Origin of the sequence: Hymenobacter metallilatus, from assembly GCF_003944705.1 — a bacterium.
GTDB classification, from domain to species: Bacteria; Bacteroidota; Bacteroidia; order Cytophagales; family Hymenobacteraceae; genus Hymenobacter; species Hymenobacter metallilatus.
In genome coordinates this window covers 116578-135686 of record NZ_RWIS01000013.1, presented here as the reverse complement: position 1 = coordinate 135686, position 19109 = coordinate 116578, and the positions used below count along the sequence as shown (strand labels likewise).

Genomic DNA, 19109 nt, shown 5'->3' with positions numbered 1-19109 from the left:
ACCCCGGGGCTGTGCTTTGGCTCGCGTTAGAGGCTAATCAACCTCAATTGGGTAGTTACTCATACTCACAGGCGCGAGCTTGAGCACAGCTTCGGGGTACACGTTCTAGCGGGGCGATGCCTGGCCCGAGGTACCCGTTCTGGCTACTTCCCGATGCAGAACTGGGTGAAAATGCTGGTGAGCAGGTCGTCGTTGCTGATTTCGCCGGTAATCTGCCCCAGAGCGGCCAAGGCGTGGCGCAGGTCGGCGGCCAGCAACTCGGTGCCGGCTCCGGTGTTCAAACCGCTCAGTACGGCATCCAGGTAGTGGGTGGCCTGCTCCAGGCTCTGGGCATGGCGCAGGTTGGTGACAATGGTGCTGGAGCCGGCGCGGTCCAGGCCTTCACCGTGCACTTTGGCCAGCAGCAGTTCCTGCAACTCGTCCAGGCCGTCGCCGCGGGAGGCGGCTATCAGCACGGTATCGGGGCGGTGGAGGAAGGCTTCCTGTTCGGCATCGGAGGCCACATCGAGCTTGTTGCCCACTGCCAGCACCGATACTCCGGATGGCAGGGGAAGGGCTTCAATCTCAGCTTGCAGATCAGATAGGGAAGTAGTGGTAATATCAAATAGATATATCACCAATGCAGCCTGCTGCACTCGTTTAAGCGTGCGCTCAACCCCAATGGATTCTACCACGTCAGACGTGTCGCGTAGGCCGGCCGTATCCACGAAACGGAACCGGATACCGGCCAGGCTAACCTCGTCTTCAATCAGGTCGCGGGTGGTGCCGGCTACGTCCGAGACAATGGCGCGCTCTTCGTTCAGGAGGGCATTAAGCAAAGTGCTTTTGCCGGCGTTGGGCCGGCCGGCAATAACGGTGGTAACGCCGTTCTTGATAACGTTGCCCAACTCGAACGACCGGAGCAGGCGGCGCACTAGCTGCTGCACGTCCTGGAGCAGCAGCACCAGGCCGGTGCGGTCGGCAAACTCCACGTCTTCTTCCCCAAAGTCCAACTCCAGTTCCAGCAGGGCCGCAAACTGCACCAGCCGGCCGCGCAGGTCCTTCAACTCCTGCGAGAAGCCGCCGCGCATCTGCTGCATGGCCACCTGGTGTGAAAGAGCGGAGTCGGAGGCAATCAGGTCAGCCACGGCTTCGGCCTGGGCCAGGTCGAACGCGCCGTGCAGGAAGGCGCGTTTGGTAAACTCGCCGGCTTCGGCCAGGCGAGCCCCCCGGCGCAGCAGCAGCCCCAGCACCTCCTGCACAATGTAGTCGGAGCCGTGGGTACTGATTTCCACCACATCTTCGCGGGTATAAGAGTGCGGCCCCCGAAACAGAGACACCACTACCTCGTCCAGAATCCGGTCGGCGTCGCGCACGGTGCCCACGTGCAGGGTGTGGCTGGGCTGGTCGCGCAGGCGCTTGCCAGCAAACACCTCGTCGGTCAGGCGGATGGCATCGGGGCCCGACAGCCGGATCAGGGCAATGGCCCCGGAACCCGGCGGGGTAGAAAGGGCAACAATGGTATCGGTAAGGGAAACGGGAAGAGCTACAGCCACGACGCAAGAAAATGGTTCTGGGCGCAAAGGTACGGCTATCCGGCCAGGGCCGTAAAAACGTTGTGCCCCGGAGCTGTGCTCCGGCCCGCCAGAACGTGTACCCCGAAGCTCCGCTTCGGCTCGCGTAAGAGGACAATTTACTTTCTTGCCAGATTGATTACTCCCAGGCGCGAGCCGGAGCACAGCTCCGGGGTACACGTTCTGGCAGGCCTCAATCCGCTACCAACAGGTTGCGGCTGACCTCGGCGGATACCAGGTATTTATTTTGGTTGTTTATTCTGATTTCAAGTGAGTTATCAAAGAGTATCTTATCTACCACTTCAATGTGCGTGCCCAGGTTGACGCCGACTTTATCAAGGTATTGCAGAAAGGGGGCAGAGGTGTTTTTTACGGCAACTACCCGGCCCTGGTCGCCGGGGCGCAGGTCGGAGAGCAGGCGGTGCTGGGGACGGTGTAGCACGCCGTCGGCCGTCGGAATTGGGTCGCCGTGGGGGTCGAGCTGGGGGAAACCCAGGTACTCGTCGAGGCGGCGCACCAGCAGGTCGGAGTCAATGTGCTCCATCTGCTCGGCCACGTCATGCACCTCATCCCAATTGAAGCCTAATTGTTGCACCAGAAACACCTCCCAGAGCCGGTGCTTACGGATGGTGAGCAGGGCCAGCCGCCGGCCCTCCAACGTAAGGGATACGCCCCGGTAGCGGGTGTAGTGCAACAGCCCTTTCTCGCCCAGGCGGCGGAGCATGTCGGTTACCGAAGCGGGGCGAGTCTGCAACTCCTCGGCCACGCTGTTGGTGCTTACCTCCGTGCCCGGTTGCGCTTCGCTAAGCTTGTAAATGGCTTTCAGGTAGTTTTCTTCGGTATAGCTGGGCATTCGATTGAATTAAAAATTAAAAATGAAGAATTAAAAATTGAGAAATGGCCGCTCCTGGCCCCATATAAGGGTCGAAGAACGGCCATTTTTAATTCTTAATTCTCAATTTTTAATTGACCAAAAGCTACCACTTAATCAAGGCAGAAGCCCAGGTGAACCCGGAGCCGAAAGCGGCCAGGCACACCAGGTCGCCGCGCCGGATGCGGCCTTCCTGCACGGCTTCGCTCAGCGCAATGGGCACGGAAGCGGCCGTGGTGTTGCCGTAGCGCTGGATGTTGCTGAAGATTTTATCGTCGGTGAGGCCCATTTTCTGCTGCACGTACTGGGTAATGCGCAGGTTGGCCTGGTGCGGGATCAGCATATCGATGTCCTTGGACTCGTAGCCGTTCTGGTCGAGGGCTTCCTTGATAACCTGCGGGAAACGGACCACAGCGTGCTTAAACACGTTCTGCCCGTTCATGTAGGGGTACATATCCAGCTCATTGGCCATTACATATTCCACCCGGTTATTGCGGTTAGAGCCCGGCTCTTTCACAATCAGCTCTTCGGCGTGCTCGCCCTGAGCGTGCAGGTGGGTGCTCAGGATGCCGTAGCCTTCGCGGGTGCTGGGCCGTAGTACCACGGCCCCGGCTCCGTCGCCGAAAATAACCGACACGCCCCGGCCCCGGGTGCTGATGTCGAGGCCCGAGGAATGAATTTCGGAGCCTACCACCAGCACCGTATCGTACATGCCGGTCTTTACAAACTGATCAGCCATGCTCAGGGCATACACGAAGCCTGAGCACTGGTTGCGCACATCGAAAGCCGGAATAGGGTCTTTGATGCCCAACTCCCGCTGGAGCAGCACGCCGGAACCCGGAAAGAAGTAGTCAGGCGACAAAGTGGCAAACACAATCATCTGCACATCGTCGGGGGTGAGGCCGGCCATTTCCAGGGCCTTACGGGCGGCATTGGCTCCCATGTTGGCTGTGGTGTCCTTGCCTTCCTCAAACCAGCGCCGCTCCCGGATACCGGTGCGCTCCTGAATCCACTCATCGGTGGTATCCATGAGGGTAGTCAAATCGGCATTGGTAACCACGCGCTCAGGCACGTAGTGGCCAACGCCGGCAATTTCGGAGTGTCGGAGGGTGTTGTTCATCAGTAGGGGAATTTGCGGGGCAGAGCGGTCAGAGAAATGGAGCCGAAGGTAGAAAAAATCGGTAGCCTGCTCCGTAAACGGGCCGCAAAGGTCGGTAGTTACCGGATAGAATCCAGCAGCTGGTGCAACTTTCCTGCCTCGGTGGCCCAAAGAGCGTCGGCGGGCGGCCCAGCGGGGTAAAATTCGGCGCTCCGCAGCTGCCGGAGCAGGCCTGCCGCATCCGTGTAGGAGTCCCGTTGAAACTCCACCACCAGGCCCGCCCGCGCGGCGGCCACCGGGGCCATCCACAGCGGGTTGGGCGGCACAATAACCGGCAGGGCGTTGGCCAGGTACTCGAACAGCTTGGTGGGTACGCAGCGGGCCGTGCTGGTATGCGGCCGGTAAGGCAGCAGGCCCAGGTGGCTCCGTCGGATTTCGGCCACTACCTGCTGGTGGGCCACCAGAGTAGCGCCGCCCACCAGCCGCACCGCCCCCCCCGAGGCCGCCACGGTGGCCTCCAGCTGCCGCAGCAACCCCGGCTGCTGGCAAAACCCGCAGATGGTGAGCTGGGCCCGGGGCCACACTGTCTGGAGCAGCTCCAGAAACCGCACGGCCTCCCAGATGCCGTTCAACTCGGAAATGGTGCCGGAGTACAGCACCCGCAACGGCTCCGACACTGGGGGCAGCCGCCGGGGCCAGGCCACCGGGGCGTTGTCGTAGGGCTGGTATTTGTTTTCGATAATCAGCGGTTCCGAAGTCGGGCCTCCAGCGGCAAACGGCAACTCTGCGGCATAGCTTTGCTCGGCCAGCAGCACGGCGGCGGCGCGGCGGGCCGCCAGGGTTTCGAGCCGGCGCACCAAGCCGGCCAGCAGCCCCCGGACCCAGACCGGGTACACGGCCTGGGTCCGGATGTTCAGGGCGTAATTCTCCCTCACATCGTAGATAAAGCGGCGGCCCGGGCCCAGCAACTGCCAGGCCACCGTCAGGGGCAGCAGCTCCGGGGCGTGTACCACCACCACCTGGGGGTGGAGCGTGCGCAGAAGCTGCCAGTAGCGCCATTGGGCCGCCAGCCGGGCCAGGCTCAGGCGAGTACCCTGCAGCAAGGAGTGGGTGTGCAGGTTGGGCGGGAGGGAAACCGGGGCGGGAGCGAAGCGCCCGGCCACGTGCACCTGCGTTGCAGGCCGCTCCGCCAGCGTCCGGCCAAACTTGCCCAGCATGCGGGTATCGTTGAGCGGCTTGAGCACAGAAGCCAGCAAAATAATGGTAGGAGGCGGCATATTGAACACGAAGATGGTACTTTTGGCCCGCTTGATTTATAGGTGTTCGTTGGCAGTTGCTGGCTGTCAGACTGCCAAGCTGATAACGGACACCTAGCACCTGACCCTTTTACATAGTATGTCTGAACTGCAACATCTGATTGAGGCCGCCTGGAACGACCGGAGCCTTCTGCAACTATCGGCCACCACGGAGGCCATCCAGCACGTGATTGAGGAGCTTGATAAGGGCCGCCTGCGGGTAGCCCAGCCCGGTGCCACCGAGGGAGCCGACTGGCAGGTAAACGACTGGGTGAAAAAGGCCGTCATTCTGTATTTCCCCATCCGCCAGATGGAAACCCTGGAGGTGGGTCCTTTTGAGTTCCGCGACAAAATGCGGCTTAAAACCAACTATGAGCAGCAGGGCGTGCGCGTGGTGCCGCCGGCCGTAGCGCGCTATGGGGCTTACCTGGCACCCGGCGTTATCATGATGCCGAGCTACGTGAACATCGGGGCCTGGGTGGGCGAAGGCACTATGGTTGATACCTGGGCCACCGTGGGCTCCTGCGCCCAGATTGGGGCCGGCGTCCACCTGAGCGGGGGCGTGGGTATTGGCGGGGTGCTGGAACCAGTGCAGGCCGCCCCGGTAATTGTGGAAGATGGCGCCTTTGTGGGTTCCCGCAGCATTCTGGTAGAAGGCTGCTTCGTGGGGAAAGAGGCCGTTATTGGGGCGGGCGTCACCATCACCGGCAGCACCCGCATTATCGACGTGACCGGGCCTGAGCCCAAGGAGTACCGGGGCTACGTGCCGGCCCGCTCAGTGGTCATTCCGGGCAGCTTGCCCAAGCAGTTTCCGGCCGGCGAGTACCAGGTGCCCTGCGCCCTCATTATTGGCCAGCGCAAACCCAGCACCGACCTCAAAACCTCTCTCAACGATGCTCTACGGGAGCATAACGTGGCCGTCTAACCCCCGGCCTGGTCGGCTTCATTGCTGAGTGGGTGCGGGTCATGCAGGGCCGTCATGCAGCTGCGTCGGCCGCTGCGGGCTAAAAACGCCTGAACGGGCAGCCGCTTACACTGAAACGAAGCCGATTAATCCGTAACATTGTAGGCCGCGCCTATTCTACTTCTAACCGGCCGGTTTTGCTTTTTCTATTCGCTTGATGAGTACCCTCAAATCAGTTGTATCGGCCGCCCAGGCCCGCGACGAAGTGCGCGACTACGTAGCCCAGGAGCTGGGCGTCGAACCGGATACCATTCAAACCCGCGTGGCTTTCAACCGGGAGCTGCCTTGGGTAGATGGCCGTAGCCGCCCGTGCTTTCTGGTGGAGTGGGCCGAGCCCAACGGCCGCGACGGGGTAGCCATTGCCGGCCCCTATACCCACAATTTCTTTGAGTTTACCCGGGCCGATGCCTATCATCTCGGTGCTCAGAATGCGTGGCGCCAGCAGCTGCTCAACCTGTACGCCGGCTGCGAGCTGGTGGCCCAGGCCCGGCTTACCCAGCCCCTCACCGATACCCCTGACCCCACCCGGCTGGCTATTATCAAGCAAACCCTGGAAGAGCGTACCAACTGGCGGGTGGGCGTGAACGTGTCGCTCCGGGACTTCCTGCGGCTGGGCACCGATGAATACTACATTTTCAACGGCAGCTGGGTCTGGAACCCACATTACCGGTATTCCCACCTGAAAGGCTTCATTCCGTACGGAGAAAAAACGCTGATGGAGTTGCCCAAAAGCGAGTTCATTCCAGTCAAGAACTTTTCGCCCTTTGAGGCAATTCCCCCTCTAGGTGAAGATGGAGCCTACCCGGGCGAGCTGGTAAGCTTCATCATCGTGAAGAATAACCAGATCCTGGAAACCCGGGCGCTGGATCTGTACGCCCGGACCCTCATGAATCAGGTAGCCATGTTCTATGCCCTGGGGCGGGAGCATGGGCCCTTCCAGATTGATTTGATGGAGCAGTCCTAGCACTCAGCCAACTGCCACCCAGGCCTGTCAACGCGCAAAAGCCGCCCCGAATAGCTCGGGGCGGCTTTTGCGCGTTGACAGGCCTGGGTAACGGTCAGCTTACCGTACGCTGGCTTTGTCCGTTTTCAGCTTGTCGGCAAACACCTGCCGCACTTTATCCACCTTGGGCTTTACCACAAACTGGCAGTAAGGCTGCTGGCCGTTCTGGTTGTAGTAATTCTGGTGATAGTCCTCGGCGGGGTAGAAGGTTACTGCCGGTACAATTTCCGTTACGATGGGGTTCGGGAAAGCATGAGCGGCGTTCAGCTTCTGCTTGTATTGCTCGGCCAGCTGGTGCTGCTCCTCGTTGTGGAAAAAAACGGCCGAGCGGTACTGGGTGCCGGTATCAGCACCCTGGCGGTTAAGAGTAGTGGGGTCGTGGGTTTTCCAGAATACTTCCAGCAGCTCCTCGAAGCTGATAACTGCGGGGTCGTAGGTAATCTGGGCTACCTCAGCGTGGCCCGTGAGGCCGCTGCACACTTCTTTGTAAGTAGGGTTGGCAATGCGCCCGCCCATGTAGCCGGATACAACTTTCGTCACGCCTTTGAGGTCCTGAAAAACGGCCTCTACGCACCAGAAGCAGCCGGCACCAAATGTTGCCTGTTCCATTCGTTGGGATTTCGTAGTTGATGAGGGAGAAACGGGTGATTGAGCCCGGGCGGCAGTCAGCAGCCCCAAGCCGAGCCCAACCGTCAGAATAGCTCGTAGCATACGGATAAAAGCCATTTTCGGTAGAAAAAGTTTACGTGGGGCGTTACTGCTCGCGTATTCCTGCGCGCAGGCGCCTTGCCCACTGCCAACCATGTAGTTAGCAGTGGGCAAGGCGCCTGTACGTGTTGCTCCCAACGGTAGAGTAAGGTTATTCTGGTCAGGGTCCGTGCTTTGCGCCAACCCCCATTGCCACTTACTTCCGGAACCGCTCGGCCACAATCAACTCCTTGCTGCCATGCGCCCAGGAGTAGAAGCCTTCGCCTGATTTAACCCCGAGCCGGCCGGCCGTTACCATGTTCACCAGCAGGGGGCAGGGGGCATATTTGGGGTTGCCCAGGCCAGAGTGCAGTACCCGCAGAATAGCCAGACACACATCCAGCCCAATAAAATCGGCCAGCTGCAGCGGCCCCATCGGGTGCGCCATGCCCAGCTTCATTACCGTGTCAATTTCCTCCACCCCGGCCACGCCTTCAAACAGGCTGATGATGGCCTCGTTAATCATGGGCATGAGGATACGGTTGGCCACGAAGCCGGGGTAGTCGTTTACCTCCGTGGGGGTTTTGCCCAGCTGCCGCGACAACTCCATGATCTGCTCGGTTACCTCCGCGGAGGTAGCGTAGCCGCGAATTACCTCTACCAGCTTCATTACCGGCACCGGATTCATAAAATGCATACCAATTACCTGCGCCGGGCGCTGGGTAACGGCGGCAATCTGGGTGATGGAAATGGACGAGGTGTTGGAGGCCAGTATGGCGTTGGCGGGAGCGTGCATATCCAGCTCCCGGAAAATTTTCAGCTTCAGCTCCAGATTTTCAGTGGCAGCTTCTACTACCAGCTCAGCTTCCTGCACGCCTTCGGCAATGGTTGGGTACAGCGCCAGGCGGCCCAGCGTGGCGTCCTTGTCGGCTGCCGATAAGGTGCCTTTGGCTACCTGGCGGTCAAGGTTTTTGGCAATGGTTGCCAGGCCTTTGTCCAGCGCGGCCTGGTTTACATCGATAAGAGCAACGGAAAAGCCGTGCTGCGCGAAAACGTGGGCAATGCCATTGCCCATGGTGCCCGAGCCAATAACAGCTATGTGGCGCATATGCAAAAAAGAGAAGGGTGGGAAATAACCCGTTGTCCGGGTTTGGGTGCCACAAAGCTACGCGGAAACTAATGGCACTCAAGGTAGGGGCAGGGGTATATTATGAGGCTGATGTATAGTTTTTTTCCACTGCAAAAAGTGTGTTTTTAGTACCCAATGCCGCTTTTCGGCCGGCTTATCCATGTCCGGTACCAAAAAATGCCCTGGAGTTCAAAACCTTTTGCAAGAAGTCCCGCGTACAAAACCGCAGAACGGCTCCCGAGGCTCTATCACCCAGTTTGCTTTCGGGGCCTCCACAACCCACTCTCCCTTTTTTCCACTTACTCTCTCCTCTTTCACCATGGGAAATTTGCTGTATATCATTGCCGTAATTCTGGTCATCATCTGGGCCCTGGGTTACTTTGGCGTACTTGGCGCCGGCATTGCCGGTAATGGCCTGATTCACGTTCTGCTGGTTATTGCCATTATTGCCATTCTGCTGCGTGTAATTCGCGGCGGCCGGGTAGTATAGCTCCAGCTCTTCCTCTTCCACTCTAGTAGGTGGAATGCTTAAGTCCAAAAACACACAACGCCCCACTCACTTCTGAGTGGGGCGTTGTGTGTTTTAGTGCTCCGGTGAATGCCAAACTGCTGCTCTACTTCAGATCAAACAGGAAGCTGAAGCGAATGACTGGCTGGCCGTAAATATCATCGAAGCCGTCGTTGAAATTGTACAGTACCACAATATCGGCGGCAGCCCGGTCGCTGAAACGGGTGCGGTAGCCGGCCCCGGCCAGCGGCGTGCGTACGGTATGCTTAAAAGTATACACCGTGTTGGTGGTGTAATCAATGCCCAAGGTTTCGGCGTTGGTTACTTCGTACTCTGCGTGCAAAAAGAACTCTTTGTAGGCAATAAACTGTGCAAAAGCCTTCAGCCCGATACTGTTGGTTTTAATAGTAGGCAGGCCGCTGAAGGAGTAGCTGTTAAAGGCATAGGAGATGCCGGGGCCGGCCGCAAAGCGCTCCGAGAACCGGTATCCAATGGCGGGTGCCAGGCTGCCGCTGAACTGGCTGTACCCATTGTAGCTATTAAAACCCAGCCCAAAGTTGGTGTACAGAAAGTAGCGGCGCAGGGGGGGCGCAGGCGCGGCCACGCCGGGGCGCTGAGGTAAATCCATACCGGAGGGCCGGTTAGGATCGTAGGGGTCGTTGGCGGCCGGTACGTTACGGTCCGGTGCAGGAGTGGGTGTAGCCGGCGCCGGCTGGTACACGGGCGGAGCGGTGGGAGGAGGCGGGGCCGAACCCGGAGGGGCCGTGTTCAGCTGGGGCTTCACCGTGCGGGTGGTATCGGTGGTTTGGGCCGAAACGGTAGGGGCCAGCCCAACCAGGCCGGCCCCACCAATCAGCATCAGGAACAGAAGTCGTTTCATAATGCTTGCAGTAACGTAATTACGACACCAACTGATACATGCGCTGGCGCTGGGTTTTGATGTTCTCGTCGGCCAGGTATTCCTCGTAACTCATGCGCCGGTCGATGATACCGTCCGGGGTGAGCTCAATGATGCGGTTAGCCACTGACTGAATCACCTGCAAATCGTGGGAGGCAAACAGCAGCGTGCCGTTGAAGTCGCGCAGGGAGTTATCCAGGGCCGTAATGCTTTCCAGGTCGAGGTGGTTGGTCGGGTCGTCGAGCACCAGCACGTTGCCGGCTTCCATCATCATCTTGCTGAGCATACAGCGCACCTTCTCGCCCCCGCTCAGTACGTTCGACTTCTTCTGCGACTCCTCGCCCGAAAACAGCATCCGACCCAGGAAGCCCCGGATAAACGACTCATCCTTTTCGGTGCTGTACTGGCGCAGCCAGTCCACCAGGTTCAGGTCGGTGTCGAAGAACTCGGTATTTTCCTTGGGGAAGTAGCTGGGCGTGATGGTGGTGCCCCACTTGTAGTTGCCGCTGTCGGCCTTGATCTGCTCGAACAGGATGTCGAACAGGAGGGAGGCCGCCCGGTCGTCGCGGCTGATAACGGCCACTTTATCCTTCTTATCCAGAGAGAAGGATACGTTGCGGAAAATTACCTGCCCATCCACCGATTTGCTCAGGTTTTCCACCGACAGCAACTGGTTGCCGGCCTCCCGCTCAGGCTTGAATGCAATGTAAGGATACTTGCGCGAGCTGGGCTTGATTTCTTCCAATGTAAGTTTCTGGAGCAGCTTCTGGCGCGAAGTAGCCTGCTTGGATTTGGAAGCATTGGCCGAGAACCGCCGCACAAACTCTTCCAGTTCCTTGCGCTTATCCTCGGTTTTCTTGTTCACCTCCTGGCGCTGGCGCAAAGCCAGCTGGCTGCTCTCGTACCAGAACGAGTAGTTGCCGGGGTACATGGTAATTTTCGAGAAGTCGAGGTCGGCCATGTAGTTACACACCGCGTCGAGGAAGTGCCGGTCGTGGCTTACCACAATTACCGTGTTCTGGAAGGAGTCCAGAAAGTTCTCCAGCCACAGCACGGTTTCGGCGTCGAGGCCGTTGGTGGGTTCGTCGAGCAGCAGCACGTCGGGGTTGCCGAACAGGGCCTGGGCCAGCAGCACCCGCACCTTATCGGAGGTGCCCAGGTCCGCCATCAGGGTATGGTGCTTGTCTTCGCCGATGCCGAGGCCGGAGAGCAGTTCGGCGGCTTCGTACTCCGCGTTCCAGCCTTCCAGGTCAGCAAACTCGCCTTCGAGCTCAGCCGCCCGCTCGCCGTCGGCATCCGAGAAGTCCGCTTTGGCATAGAGGGCATCCTTCTCTTCCATCACCTTCCAGAGGCGGGTGTGGCCCATAATAACTGTTTGCAGCACCGGATAAGCATCGTACTCAAACTGGTTCTGCTTCAAAACCGAAAGCCGGGCACCCTTTGGCATATCCACCGAGCCGGTATTCGGCTCAATTTCGCCCGATAGTATTTTTAAAAAGGTAGATTTTCCGGCTCCGTTGGCTCCAATCAGACCATACACGTTGCCGGGCATGAACTTGATGGTAACGTCTTCGAACAAGATGCGCTTGCCGTAGCGCAGGCTTACGTTGGAGGTGCTGATCATAAAAAAGTAGTACGGAAAAACCCGAATGGGCCGATGGTTGGCCAGCCGGCCCGCAAAAGTACGCAAAATGGCCCGGCCACACGGATATTCGCCACTAACCCGGCCTGGAGCAAAAAAAAACCGTGAATTGTACAACCAGCTACCCCTCAGGGCGGTATAGAAGGAAAGCAGGCACTATGCCGGACACGCGGCGCAGAATCAGTGGGTAAACACACTGATTTGCTCAGGTAGTTCCGGGTGTACGCCGCTACACGGTTTCCCTTCCACCACTTAATCAACCCATTGTATGGCCACTACGCACCTCACTCCCGAAACCAACGGAGTCCGTTACGGTCTGTTTACGGCCGGAGGCATGATGCTATATTTTCTGCTGGCTTCCCTGTTCGGCCTGTCCGAGCAAATTGAGCTTAGCTTTCTGAATGGCGTTATCATGATTATCGGCATTTGCATGGCTATTTCGCACTATAAGCGCAGCCGACACGGCCGCATGCCCTACCTGCATGGTTTCGGCACCGGTATTATTACGGCTGGTGTTGCCTCCGTTGCATTCGGCTTTTTCTTTATCCTGTACGCTGGTGTGCTCAATCGGCACATTATGGATGGTATCCGGGCGCAGGATCTGTTCGGCTTCGATTTGTCGGTAACCATAGCCTTTTTGGCCATTATTCTGCAGGGAGCTATGACCGGGGTTATTATCTCCCTCATTGCCATGCAGTACTACAAGAGCCCGGACCATAAGCCTATGACGGGCCTAGAATAAACCCGCCCACCCCAACGTTGTATGAAAGCCGGGCAGATTGCCTGGCTTTCTTTGCTATATCAGGCAGTGAGTATAATTGATAATTATTTCTATAAAAAATTGTGTTATAAATTTATATCATCTTGCATTTATGACTTAAAAAATATATTTTTGTATTGAAGAACGGTGGGGTTGATGGAATTTTCCTTAGGAAAATTTGGTTTACACCCTCAGTACTGTTCTTATATTACTTACCTGCCTGCTTTCCACCGTTTCTCATGAAAGCTCTTTTTTTTCTCTTTTTTCTGGTTGGCTTTGGCCCAGCCGCCCACGCTCAACTGAAAGACCGGTACGCCGAGCGGCCGGGGTCGACTGAGACTTCCGCTACTCAGGTTGAAAGACTCACCCGCGCTATGAGTGAGCAGCTGCACCTGAATGAAGCACAGATTATTCAGCTTCGCGCCGTGAACAAGATCAAACTGGCCCGGATTGAAGACATTCAGTGGCAGTACCATGACTCTCCCCTGGAGCGCAACGCCAAACTAGCGGAGCTAGAGTCTCAGTACGAGACAGAGTGTAGCCGCATCCTGACACCATCTCAACTAAGCTTGTTCCATGACGACCGGCAGCGCGACGCGGTGCCAGCGCAACCGGCTAACCCTACTGATGGGGGGCTGGGCTAGCCAGTTCCGGCACACGCCCCTAACAAAAAATGGCCATCTGCTCCCGGGAGCAGATGGCCGTTTTTTGTTAGGGGATGCTGATTAGGAGGTACACGCAAGGACAGTTGCGACCCAATCAGACAAGTAGGTGAAAGGTAGTGCCTGGAAGGCAAGCGCAATTTTAGCCACACTGGTTTCCAACTAACCACTAACGGCCAACCTGCACACTACACCTCAGTAGTTAGAGGAAGAATATTCTTGCCCCAGAGTTGGAGGACAAAAGTGAGGAGTTGTAATTATATAAATAGTTATATTTAATCTTTTTTGAGCACTGGTAGGATTAATTCGGTGACGGTGCCAGTGGCACCACTCCTGATGAGCAGCCGGTTGCGGGAGGAGCGAGGATGACCAGGAGCACACTGCATGCCCGCTGACACGTAGTAGATGTATATTTTGTCGCTTTGCTCACCAAGCTCTTCCTCATCAGGATGACCAAGTAGAGTGGTAATATCGTTGATTCGGGCGCCATACAAATCATTCCGGTGTTTTTCCAGCACAGGTACTTGGGCTGCCCGCTGGTTGCGGCAACCATACTGGTCGGTTCGCCAACTGGCCGAATCGAAGTCGGGCAGGGGAGGCAATGCATGACCGCAGCCTGCCAGAGCCAGCAGGGTGCAGAGAAAAAAAATTGGCCTAATCAAGGAAGTAGGAACGGTTTTCATGGGTAAGTAGTTGACCGTGGCAAGGTTGCTTAAAGTAAAAGTGCTATTTTTGGCTAGCCCATAGCAGTGCCGCTGCGCAAGCTACCTCAATTTCCTTCGCCCCGACTAGTTTAGCCGATGACGAATTTGCCGACTGTTGCCACCGGTTTGTTTCTGACGTGTTTCTCCTGGTTTGCCCCGGCAGCTGCCATTACAGCGGCTGGTACGGCAGTTCCTCTGGTAGATGAAGCTCCCGCCCCAACTGGGCTGAGTGCCCCGGTGCGCACCATGTACATGGCTGCTTTCGAGCAGCATATAGCCGCTACTTACACCCACGCGGGGCTGCTGGCGGCCGGCTTGCCTCTTACCACATACCGCAAGGCATTGGTAGGCTTCTATAACCTGCAGCAGCGCGGTACCATCAGCAACCGGTGCCATACCATTACCATCATCGACTTTAGCCAGTCCAGTACGCGGGAGCGGCTGTGGGTGGTTGACCTGGCCCAGGGGCGGCTGGTGCATCATACGCTGGTGGCGCACGGCAAAAACACCGGCGAGGAGTTTGCACAGTCATTTTCCAACCGGGAAGGTTCCGAGATGAGCAGCCTGGGCTTCTATATTACGGGCAACACCTATCAAGGGAAGCACGGCCTGTCGCTGAAGCTACACGGGGTAGACACCGGCTATAATACCAATGCGCTTTCCCGCTCAGTGGTGGTACACGGGGCCGACTACGTGAGCCAGGCATTTGTACGTCAGCACGGCCGCCTGGGCCGCAGCCAGGGTTGCCCGGCCCTACCGGTGGCCCAAACGCCTGGTATCATTCGTACCATCAAGGGAGGCTCAGTGGTATTTGCCAACGGCCCTACAGCTACTGCCTATCAGTCGCAGTGGCTGCAGCTGGACGGCGCCCTGCTGGCATTTGCCCAGTACAAAGGCTTGCTCCAGCACCCCGGCTAGCAGCCTGGGTACCTTCGTTACTGAACAACACGCGGCCCCGCTTCTGCTTCAGGCAGAGGCGGGGCCGCGTGGTAGTAGGAGTGGACTAAGCCCGGTCGCCGGTGGTGCGGACCAGGTTGATGCCGGCAAAAAAGAAGATCAGGCCTACCACAAAGGGGACCAGCGAGTTCATTTTACTGAGGCCCAGGCCGCCAATGCCCAGGAAGCCCAAGGCTCCCAGAATAATGCCGATGATACCGAGCACAGTAAGAATGCTGCCGAAAGTGCGTTTCTGATTCATAATAAAGGGGAGGTTACAATGAAGGCGGGAGGCTACCGACTGAAGGCAGCGGAATACGGGCTGATACGTGCATCCCGGGAATTTGGGTTTCAAGCGCCCGGGCAACCCTAAGGAAAACGGCGCGTTACAAGGCGTGCCGGCCGTTTTGTCCGGGTTTCGCACTTCTCCACTCCCTTCCCTACACCCCATCATGAGAGGCAATCTTCGCTACATAATAGCCCTGGTAATGGCCGCCTTTGCGTTCATTCCCTACTACTGCAATACCCAGAAAAATGAGGTAACCGGCGAAGTTCAGCACGTGAACATGTCGGCGGAGCAGGAAATAGCCCTGGGCCTGCAGGCAGCCCCCGAAATGGCCCAGCAGTACGGCGGCATCCATCCGGACCGGCAGGCTGGAGCCGCCGTGGAGCGCATAGGTCAGCAGATAGTGCGCAGCACCAAAGCCAGCCAGACGCCCTACAAATTTCAGTTCCATCTGCTGGCCGATGAGAATACCATCAACGCCTTTGCGCTGCCGGGCGGGCAGGTGTTTATCACGGCCGGCCTGTTGAAAAACCTGAAAACCGAAGGCCAGGTGGCCGGCGTGCTAGCCCATGAAATCGGGCATGTGGTGGCCCGGCACTCCGCTGAGCAGGTGGCCAAGTCGCAGCTGACCAACGGCCTGACCGGTGCCGCTGCCATTGGCCTCTACGACCCGGACCGTCCTGGCACCGCCGCCAGTGCTGCCGCCGCCGCCATGGTAGGCAAGCTCCTGACGCTGCGCTACGGCCGCGAAGACGAGTTGGAAGCGGATAAGCTGGCCGTTGACTTTACCCCCTCCGCCGGCTACGACCCCCGGTCCATGATTCAGGTGATGCAGGTTCTAGAACAGGCAAACAGTGGCAGTAATCCACCCGAATTCCTGAGCACTCACCCCAACCCCGGCAACCGTATTCAGGAGCTACAGCGCGATATTGCAGCTGACTACCCGCAGGGGCTGCCGGCCAACCTGAAGCCCTAGCGGCCATCTATACCATTCTACCTAGCCAGCGTATTGCTGGCTATGTTTTTATAGGTGTAGCGGTTCGTTTTTCACTTATTACTCGTATGCCTGCGCAACTTCGCCACCTCTTGTTTGTGCTTAACCCCATTTCCGGCGACGTCGACAAAACGGACTTGGAAGCAACCATAGCGGCGTATTGTACCGAGCGGGGCCGTACGGCATCATTTTTTCATACCACCGGCCAGCAGGACCTGGCCCAATTGCAGCAGCACCTTGGCCGGCACCCCTACGATGCCGTATTTGCGGCTGGTGGTGATGGTACCGTGAGTCTGGTGGCCGAGGCCGTAAGTGGCAGTAGTCTGCCCCTGGGGATTATCCCGCTGGGTTCGGGCAATGGGCTGTCGAAGGACGTAGGCATTCCACAGGAGGTAACAGCCGCCCTGCGCCTAACCTGGGACTACACCATCCGCACCCTGGATACGCTGCGGGTTGGGGGGCTGTTTGCCGCCCATCTGGCCGATATTGGCTTTAATGCCCTGATTGTACAGAAATTTGACCAGGGCAATGCCCGCGGCCCCGGAGCCTACGTGCGCATTGCTACCCAGGAGTACGCCGCCTACCAGCCGGCCGCCTACCACATCGAAACCGACCGGGAAACCTGGACTGGCGAGGCCTTTATGCTGACCATAGCCAATGCTACTACGTTCGGGAGCAACGTGGTTATCAACCCCCATAGCCAGCTCGATGACGGACAGTTTGAGCTGTGCCTGATTGCCCCGTTTCCGAATACCGCCGCGCCCGGCCTGCTCTACCGCCTATATACTAGTGACTTTGACGATTCGGACTACACCCGGCGGCTGCCCTGCCGCTGGGCCCGCATTACGGTGCCGGGGGCCACGGAGGTGCTGGTGCAGGTGGATGGGGAGCCGCATCAGCTGCCTACGCCGGTGGAGGTCCACATTCAGCCCGGCAGCCTGCGGGTGCTGGTGCCGCCGCCCGCTGCGGCTTAGCGGCTGAGCAGCTGCTCCACCTGCCGGGGCAGCGGCACTACCGGCGGGGCGGCCGCTGGTGCCGGGTACAGTTGCAACCGGAATACCTCGGTGGCGTTGCCGGGCTCCAGAGTACGCAGCCAGGTGTGCTGGGGGTAGAAGTCCAGACTGAAAAACCCGGTGTGCTCGTGCACGAAGGTGGCCCGGCCGCCCTTCTGCACGAAGGCCGTTTTGCTGCCCGCCCCGCTTACCAGGTAGTGCCCGCCCTGGCGCTGGAAATACTGCAGGTTATGGTCGTGGCCGGCGGCATACACCACATCCGGAAAGTCGTGGAGTACGCGCAGCAGGCGGCGGCGCATTTTGCGGTAGCGGGGGTGGGCCATGTCTTCGGCGGCTCCCAGCAGCTTGCGGTACAAAGGCAGCAGAGAACCCACCAACGGCAGGGGCACGTAGGCCTGCTTGTGCACGGTAGTCAGCGGAAAGATGTGCTGCTTGGCCGTAAACTTGCCGCCGTGCAGGGCGTTGGAATACAGCGGATGATGCCCGGCCACCAGCACCCGCTGGTGGCGGTTGGCTTCCAGCAGTTGCCGGAGCTGGCGGAAAGGCTCCTTGGTGTCGGCGGTGGGGCGGGGGCCGCGCTGCACCCACCATTGCGTATTCAGTACCACCAGTAGTACACCGGGAGCCAACTGCAAGGATACGGGGCCCGGCGCGCCATCCAGTGGCAGGTAGTGGGCCGTGGGCAGCTTTGCCCGTACGTAGGCTTCCTGCCGGCGCAGGTACTGCCAGCCGTCGGAGCGGCCTTTGTTCCAGTCGTGGTTGCCGCTGAGCAGCACCACTTGGCCCGGAAAGCGGCCTAGCGAAGTAAGAAGCGCATCGAAGCGGGCTTCGGCCAGGGCCCGCTTTGGGTGGTCGGGCGCGGGCATTCCCACGGGGTAGATATTGTCGCCGAGCAGAATGATGGTGCCGGCCGGACCGGTTTCCTGCTGCCAGCTTTCCAGCAGCTGCAAAACGGGGTCGGGGCCGGTGGTGGCCACGGCGCCCGGGTCGCCGAGCAAGGCCACCCGATGAACCGGGGCTTCCGCCGGCAGCGGCTGCCGGGCCCAGTCGTTGCAGGCCGGGGCCACGTAGGGCCGGCGGCGGTAGCGGCGCTCCTGCACGTACCGGCGCAGGAGCCAGAGCAAGAGAAGTCCCGCCAGAAAAATCAGAGCGTACGGCGCAAATGAGAATACCGGCACAGCAAACGTATAGCGTGAGTAGTTAGTACTGTACGCAAACCCCTGGTAGTTGGTGCCATAGGGGCCATAATCCGCCGCCTACCGCCGGAAAAGCCTCAGAATGCGGGCGGAGTCAGGTTTTTGAAATGCCCGTTGAGGCGCACCCGCTCCTTGAGCCGCTCGGTTTCCTGCAGTACCGGCAGCACGTGGTCGAGGTGGGCCAGCACCAGCTGCTGGCGTTCTACCTCGGTGGCCGCTTCCAGCAGCTGGTATTCCTGCTCAGTGCTCATGCCCAGGTGGTGAGCTACTTCGTAGGAGCGGAAGTTGTCGGGTAGCTCCAGCAGCAGCCGCCGCAACCCCAGAATCTCGTACAGCTGCTGAATCAGCGTCCGGGTCTGGTGGTGCATTACCACATCGGCCGCCGTATCGTCGGGCAGCGGCTCCACGTTGGCGCCGGCGTAGAGCTTGCCGGGCAGCTCATGGAAAAACTCCCGCACCTGGAATAGCCCAATGGCTTTGGTGCGAATATCCATTTCCCCGGATGGGTAGGTTTTCTCGATGCTGACCAGCCGCATTTCCGTGCCCAGGGTGCTCACTCCCCCGTTGATGTAGGGCGGAATGCCAAAGGTGATGTTGTCCTGGAGGCAGTCATGCACCAGCTGGCGGTAGCGGGGTTCGAAAATGTGCAGGTTGAGTTTCTCGCCGGGGAACACAACCAGGTTAAGTGGAAACAGGGCCAGCTGACGCATTGCAGTGGGTGGGTAGAGTGAGAAGAGGGCAGAGGCAGAAATACCGGTTGCGGCCGGCGCACCGGGGCGCGGAGCCAATATGCGGAAATAATCCTGACGTGACCCAGGGCATCGGTCAGCCAGCGTGCTGCTCCTATAACAGCTTTGCAAGCAGATTGGCTCGCGAGCAGTAGCAGAAATCCGGCCCCCGTAGTCTATT

General features: G+C 58.8%; 20 protein-coding genes. 8 read left to right on the top strand and 12 right to left on the bottom strand.

The window, feature by feature from the left end:
* Nucleotides 1-143 precede the first annotated feature (143 nt).
* From mnmE to EI290_RS17820, 4 genes are all read right to left on the bottom strand, one after another.
* Nucleotides 144-1535 (bottom strand): tRNA uridine-5-carboxymethylaminomethyl(34) synthesis GTPase MnmE, encoded by a 1392-nt coding sequence (gene mnmE, locus EI290_RS17835; protein WP_125433026.1) that lies wholly within the window; start codon nucleotides 1533-1535, stop codon nucleotides 144-146.
* A gap of 211 nt (nucleotides 1536-1746) precedes the next feature.
* On the bottom strand, nucleotides 1747-2406 hold the full coding sequence (locus tag EI290_RS17830) for a metal-dependent transcriptional regulator (RefSeq protein ID WP_125433025.1): 660 nt from the start codon (nucleotides 2404-2406) through the stop codon (nucleotides 1747-1749).
* Between the two features lie 124 nt (nucleotides 2407-2530).
* The gene (locus tag EI290_RS17825; RefSeq protein WP_125433024.1) at nucleotides 2531-3544 is read right to left on the bottom strand and encodes a 3-oxoacyl-ACP synthase III family protein; all 1014 of its coding nucleotides are present in this window, start codon (nucleotides 3542-3544) and stop codon (nucleotides 2531-2533) included.
* 98 nt (nucleotides 3545-3642) lie between these two features.
* On the bottom strand, nucleotides 3643-4800 hold the full coding sequence (locus EI290_RS17820) for a glycosyltransferase family protein (protein WP_125433023.1): 1158 nt from the start codon (nucleotides 4798-4800) through the stop codon (nucleotides 3643-3645).
* A 118-nt stretch (nucleotides 4801-4918) separates the two neighbouring features.
* On the opposite strand from EI290_RS17820, the gene EI290_RS17815 reads away from it, so the two are divergent.
* Both EI290_RS17815 and EI290_RS17810 read left to right on the top strand, forming a co-directional pair.
* Entirely contained in the window at nucleotides 4919-5743 is an 825-nt protein-coding gene (locus EI290_RS17815) for a 2,3,4,5-tetrahydropyridine-2,6-dicarboxylate N-succinyltransferase (protein ID WP_125433022.1), read from the top strand.
* Between the two features lie 196 nt (nucleotides 5744-5939).
* Nucleotides 5940-6746, top strand: a complete 807-nt coding sequence (locus EI290_RS17810) for a hypothetical protein (protein WP_125433021.1) — start codon at nucleotides 5940-5942, stop codon at nucleotides 6744-6746.
* A gap of 99 nt (nucleotides 6747-6845) precedes the next feature.
* Here the strand turns inward: EI290_RS17810 and msrA are convergent, their stop codons facing one another.
* Together msrA and EI290_RS17800 are read right to left on the bottom strand one after the other, a co-directional pair.
* Nucleotides 6846-7394, bottom strand: a complete 549-nt coding sequence (gene msrA / locus EI290_RS17805; protein WP_125433020.1) for a peptide-methionine (S)-S-oxide reductase MsrA — start codon at nucleotides 7392-7394, stop codon at nucleotides 6846-6848.
* Between the two features lie 295 nt (nucleotides 7395-7689).
* Nucleotides 7690-8580, bottom strand: a complete 891-nt coding sequence (locus tag EI290_RS17800; protein WP_125433019.1) for a 3-hydroxyacyl-CoA dehydrogenase family protein — start codon at nucleotides 8578-8580, stop codon at nucleotides 7690-7692.
* A gap of 340 nt (nucleotides 8581-8920) precedes the next feature.
* Between EI290_RS17800 and EI290_RS17795 the strand changes: the two genes are divergently transcribed.
* Nucleotides 8921-9091 carry a lmo0937 family membrane protein gene (locus tag EI290_RS17795; RefSeq protein ID WP_125433018.1) on the top strand — a complete coding sequence of 57 codons (171 nt, stop codon included), beginning with the start codon at nucleotides 8921-8923 and terminating at the stop codon, nucleotides 9089-9091.
* A gap of 124 nt (nucleotides 9092-9215) precedes the next feature.
* Here the strand turns inward: EI290_RS17795 and EI290_RS17790 are convergent, their stop codons facing one another.
* Together EI290_RS17790 and EI290_RS17785 are read right to left on the bottom strand one after the other, a co-directional pair.
* On the bottom strand, nucleotides 9216-9989 hold the full coding sequence (locus tag EI290_RS17790; RefSeq protein ID WP_125433017.1) for a hypothetical protein: 774 nt from the start codon (nucleotides 9987-9989) through the stop codon (nucleotides 9216-9218).
* A 19-nt stretch (nucleotides 9990-10008) separates the two neighbouring features.
* A complete protein-coding gene (locus EI290_RS17785; protein ID WP_125433016.1) occupies nucleotides 10009-11631 on the bottom strand; it encodes an ABC-F family ATP-binding cassette domain-containing protein in 1623 nt (540 codons plus the stop codon).
* Nucleotides 11632-11917: 286 nt separating this feature from the next.
* Here EI290_RS17785 and EI290_RS17780 point away from each other — a divergent pair, with 286 nt between their 5' ends.
* On the top strand, nucleotides 11918-12391 hold the full coding sequence (locus EI290_RS17780) for a DUF4199 domain-containing protein (RefSeq protein WP_125433015.1): 474 nt from the start codon (nucleotides 11918-11920) through the stop codon (nucleotides 12389-12391).
* Nucleotides 12392-12648: 257 nt separating this feature from the next.
* The gene (locus tag EI290_RS17775; protein WP_125433014.1) at nucleotides 12649-13053 is read left to right on the top strand and encodes a hypothetical protein; all 405 of its coding nucleotides are present in this window, start codon (nucleotides 12649-12651) and stop codon (nucleotides 13051-13053) included.
* A gap of 293 nt (nucleotides 13054-13346) precedes the next feature.
* Here the strand turns inward: EI290_RS17775 and EI290_RS17770 are convergent, their stop codons facing one another.
* Nucleotides 13347-13754 (bottom strand): hypothetical protein, encoded by a 408-nt coding sequence (locus tag EI290_RS17770; protein ID WP_125433013.1) that lies wholly within the window; start codon nucleotides 13752-13754, stop codon nucleotides 13347-13349.
* 117 nt (nucleotides 13755-13871) lie between these two features.
* Here EI290_RS17770 and EI290_RS17765 point away from each other — a divergent pair, with 117 nt between their 5' ends.
* Nucleotides 13872-14693 (top strand): murein L,D-transpeptidase catalytic domain family protein, encoded by an 822-nt coding sequence (locus EI290_RS17765; protein WP_125433012.1) that lies wholly within the window; start codon nucleotides 13872-13874, stop codon nucleotides 14691-14693.
* An 85-nt stretch (nucleotides 14694-14778) separates the two neighbouring features.
* Here EI290_RS17765 and EI290_RS17760 read toward each other — a convergent pair whose 3' ends face one another.
* On the bottom strand, nucleotides 14779-14973 hold the full coding sequence (locus EI290_RS17760) for a hypothetical protein (RefSeq protein WP_125433011.1): 195 nt from the start codon (nucleotides 14971-14973) through the stop codon (nucleotides 14779-14781).
* A gap of 190 nt (nucleotides 14974-15163) precedes the next feature.
* Between EI290_RS17760 and EI290_RS17755 the strand changes: the two genes are divergently transcribed.
* Together EI290_RS17755 and EI290_RS17750 are read left to right on the top strand one after the other, a co-directional pair.
* Nucleotides 15164-15973: a M48 family metallopeptidase gene (locus EI290_RS17755; protein ID WP_125433010.1), complete on the top strand. Its 810-nt coding sequence runs from the start codon at nucleotides 15164-15166 to the stop codon at nucleotides 15971-15973.
* A gap of 86 nt (nucleotides 15974-16059) precedes the next feature.
* A complete protein-coding gene (locus tag EI290_RS17750) occupies nucleotides 16060-16965 on the top strand; it encodes a diacylglycerol/lipid kinase family protein (RefSeq protein ID WP_125433009.1) in 906 nt (301 codons plus the stop codon).
* On the opposite strand, the gene EI290_RS17745 is transcribed toward EI290_RS17750, so the two are convergent.
* Nucleotides 16962-18128 (bottom strand): metallophosphoesterase, encoded by a 1167-nt coding sequence (locus tag EI290_RS17745; RefSeq protein ID WP_185817064.1) that lies wholly within the window; start codon nucleotides 18126-18128, stop codon nucleotides 16962-16964. The genes EI290_RS17750 and EI290_RS17745 overlap by 4 nt on opposite strands.
* Nucleotides 18129-18277: 149 nt before the next feature.
* Nucleotides 18278-18910, bottom strand: coding sequence for an LON peptidase substrate-binding domain-containing protein (locus EI290_RS17740; protein WP_125433007.1), 633 nt, complete (start codon nucleotides 18908-18910; stop codon nucleotides 18278-18280).
* Nucleotides 18911-19109: the final 199 nt, after the last annotated feature.

Bases quoted from the DNA above. Each gene is read 5' to 3' on its own strand.
- EI290_RS17790 (WP_125433017.1), bottom strand. From the start codon at position 9,989: ATGAAACGACTTCTGTTCCTGATGCTGATTGGTGGGGCCGGCCTGGTT.
- EI290_RS17800 (WP_125433019.1), bottom strand. From the start codon at position 8,580: ATGCGCCACATAGCTGTTATTGGCTCGGGCACCATGGGCAATGGCATT.
- EI290_RS17830 (WP_125433025.1), bottom strand. From the start codon at position 2,406: ATGCCCAGCTATACCGAAGAAAACTACCTGAAAGCCATTTACAAGCTT.
- EI290_RS17815 (WP_125433022.1), top strand. From the start codon at position 4,919: ATGTCTGAACTGCAACATCTGATTGAGGCCGCCTGGAACGACCGGAGC.
- EI290_RS17785 (WP_125433016.1), bottom strand. From the start codon at position 11,631: ATGATCAGCACCTCCAACGTAAGCCTGCGCTACGGCAAGCGCATCTTG.
- EI290_RS17750 (WP_125433009.1), top strand. From the start codon at position 16,060: ATGCCTGCGCAACTTCGCCACCTCTTGTTTGTGCTTAACCCCATTTCC.
- EI290_RS17760 (WP_125433011.1), bottom strand. From the start codon at position 14,973: ATGAATCAGAAACGCACTTTCGGCAGCATTCTTACTGTGCTCGGTATC.
- EI290_RS17775 (WP_125433014.1), top strand. From the start codon at position 12,649: ATGAAAGCTCTTTTTTTTCTCTTTTTTCTGGTTGGCTTTGGCCCAGCC.
- EI290_RS17740 (WP_125433007.1), bottom strand. From the start codon at position 18,910: ATGCGTCAGCTGGCCCTGTTTCCACTTAACCTGGTTGTGTTCCCCGGC.
- EI290_RS17765 (WP_125433012.1), top strand. From the start codon at position 13,872: ATGACGAATTTGCCGACTGTTGCCACCGGTTTGTTTCTGACGTGTTTC.
- msrA (WP_125433020.1), bottom strand. From the start codon at position 7,394: ATGGAACAGGCAACATTTGGTGCCGGCTGCTTCTGGTGCGTAGAGGCC.
- EI290_RS17810 (WP_125433021.1), top strand. From the start codon at position 5,940: ATGAGTACCCTCAAATCAGTTGTATCGGCCGCCCAGGCCCGCGACGAA.
- EI290_RS17820 (WP_125433023.1), bottom strand. From the start codon at position 4,800: ATGCCGCCTCCTACCATTATTTTGCTGGCTTCTGTGCTCAAGCCGCTC.
- EI290_RS17770 (WP_125433013.1), bottom strand. From the start codon at position 13,754: ATGAAAACCGTTCCTACTTCCTTGATTAGGCCAATTTTTTTTCTCTGC.
- EI290_RS17755 (WP_125433010.1), top strand. From the start codon at position 15,164: ATGAGAGGCAATCTTCGCTACATAATAGCCCTGGTAATGGCCGCCTTT.
- EI290_RS17780 (WP_125433015.1), top strand. From the start codon at position 11,918: ATGGCCACTACGCACCTCACTCCCGAAACCAACGGAGTCCGTTACGGT.
- EI290_RS17795 (WP_125433018.1), top strand. From the start codon at position 8,921: ATGGGAAATTTGCTGTATATCATTGCCGTAATTCTGGTCATCATCTGG.
- EI290_RS17825 (WP_125433024.1), bottom strand. From the start codon at position 3,544: ATGAACAACACCCTCCGACACTCCGAAATTGCCGGCGTTGGCCACTAC.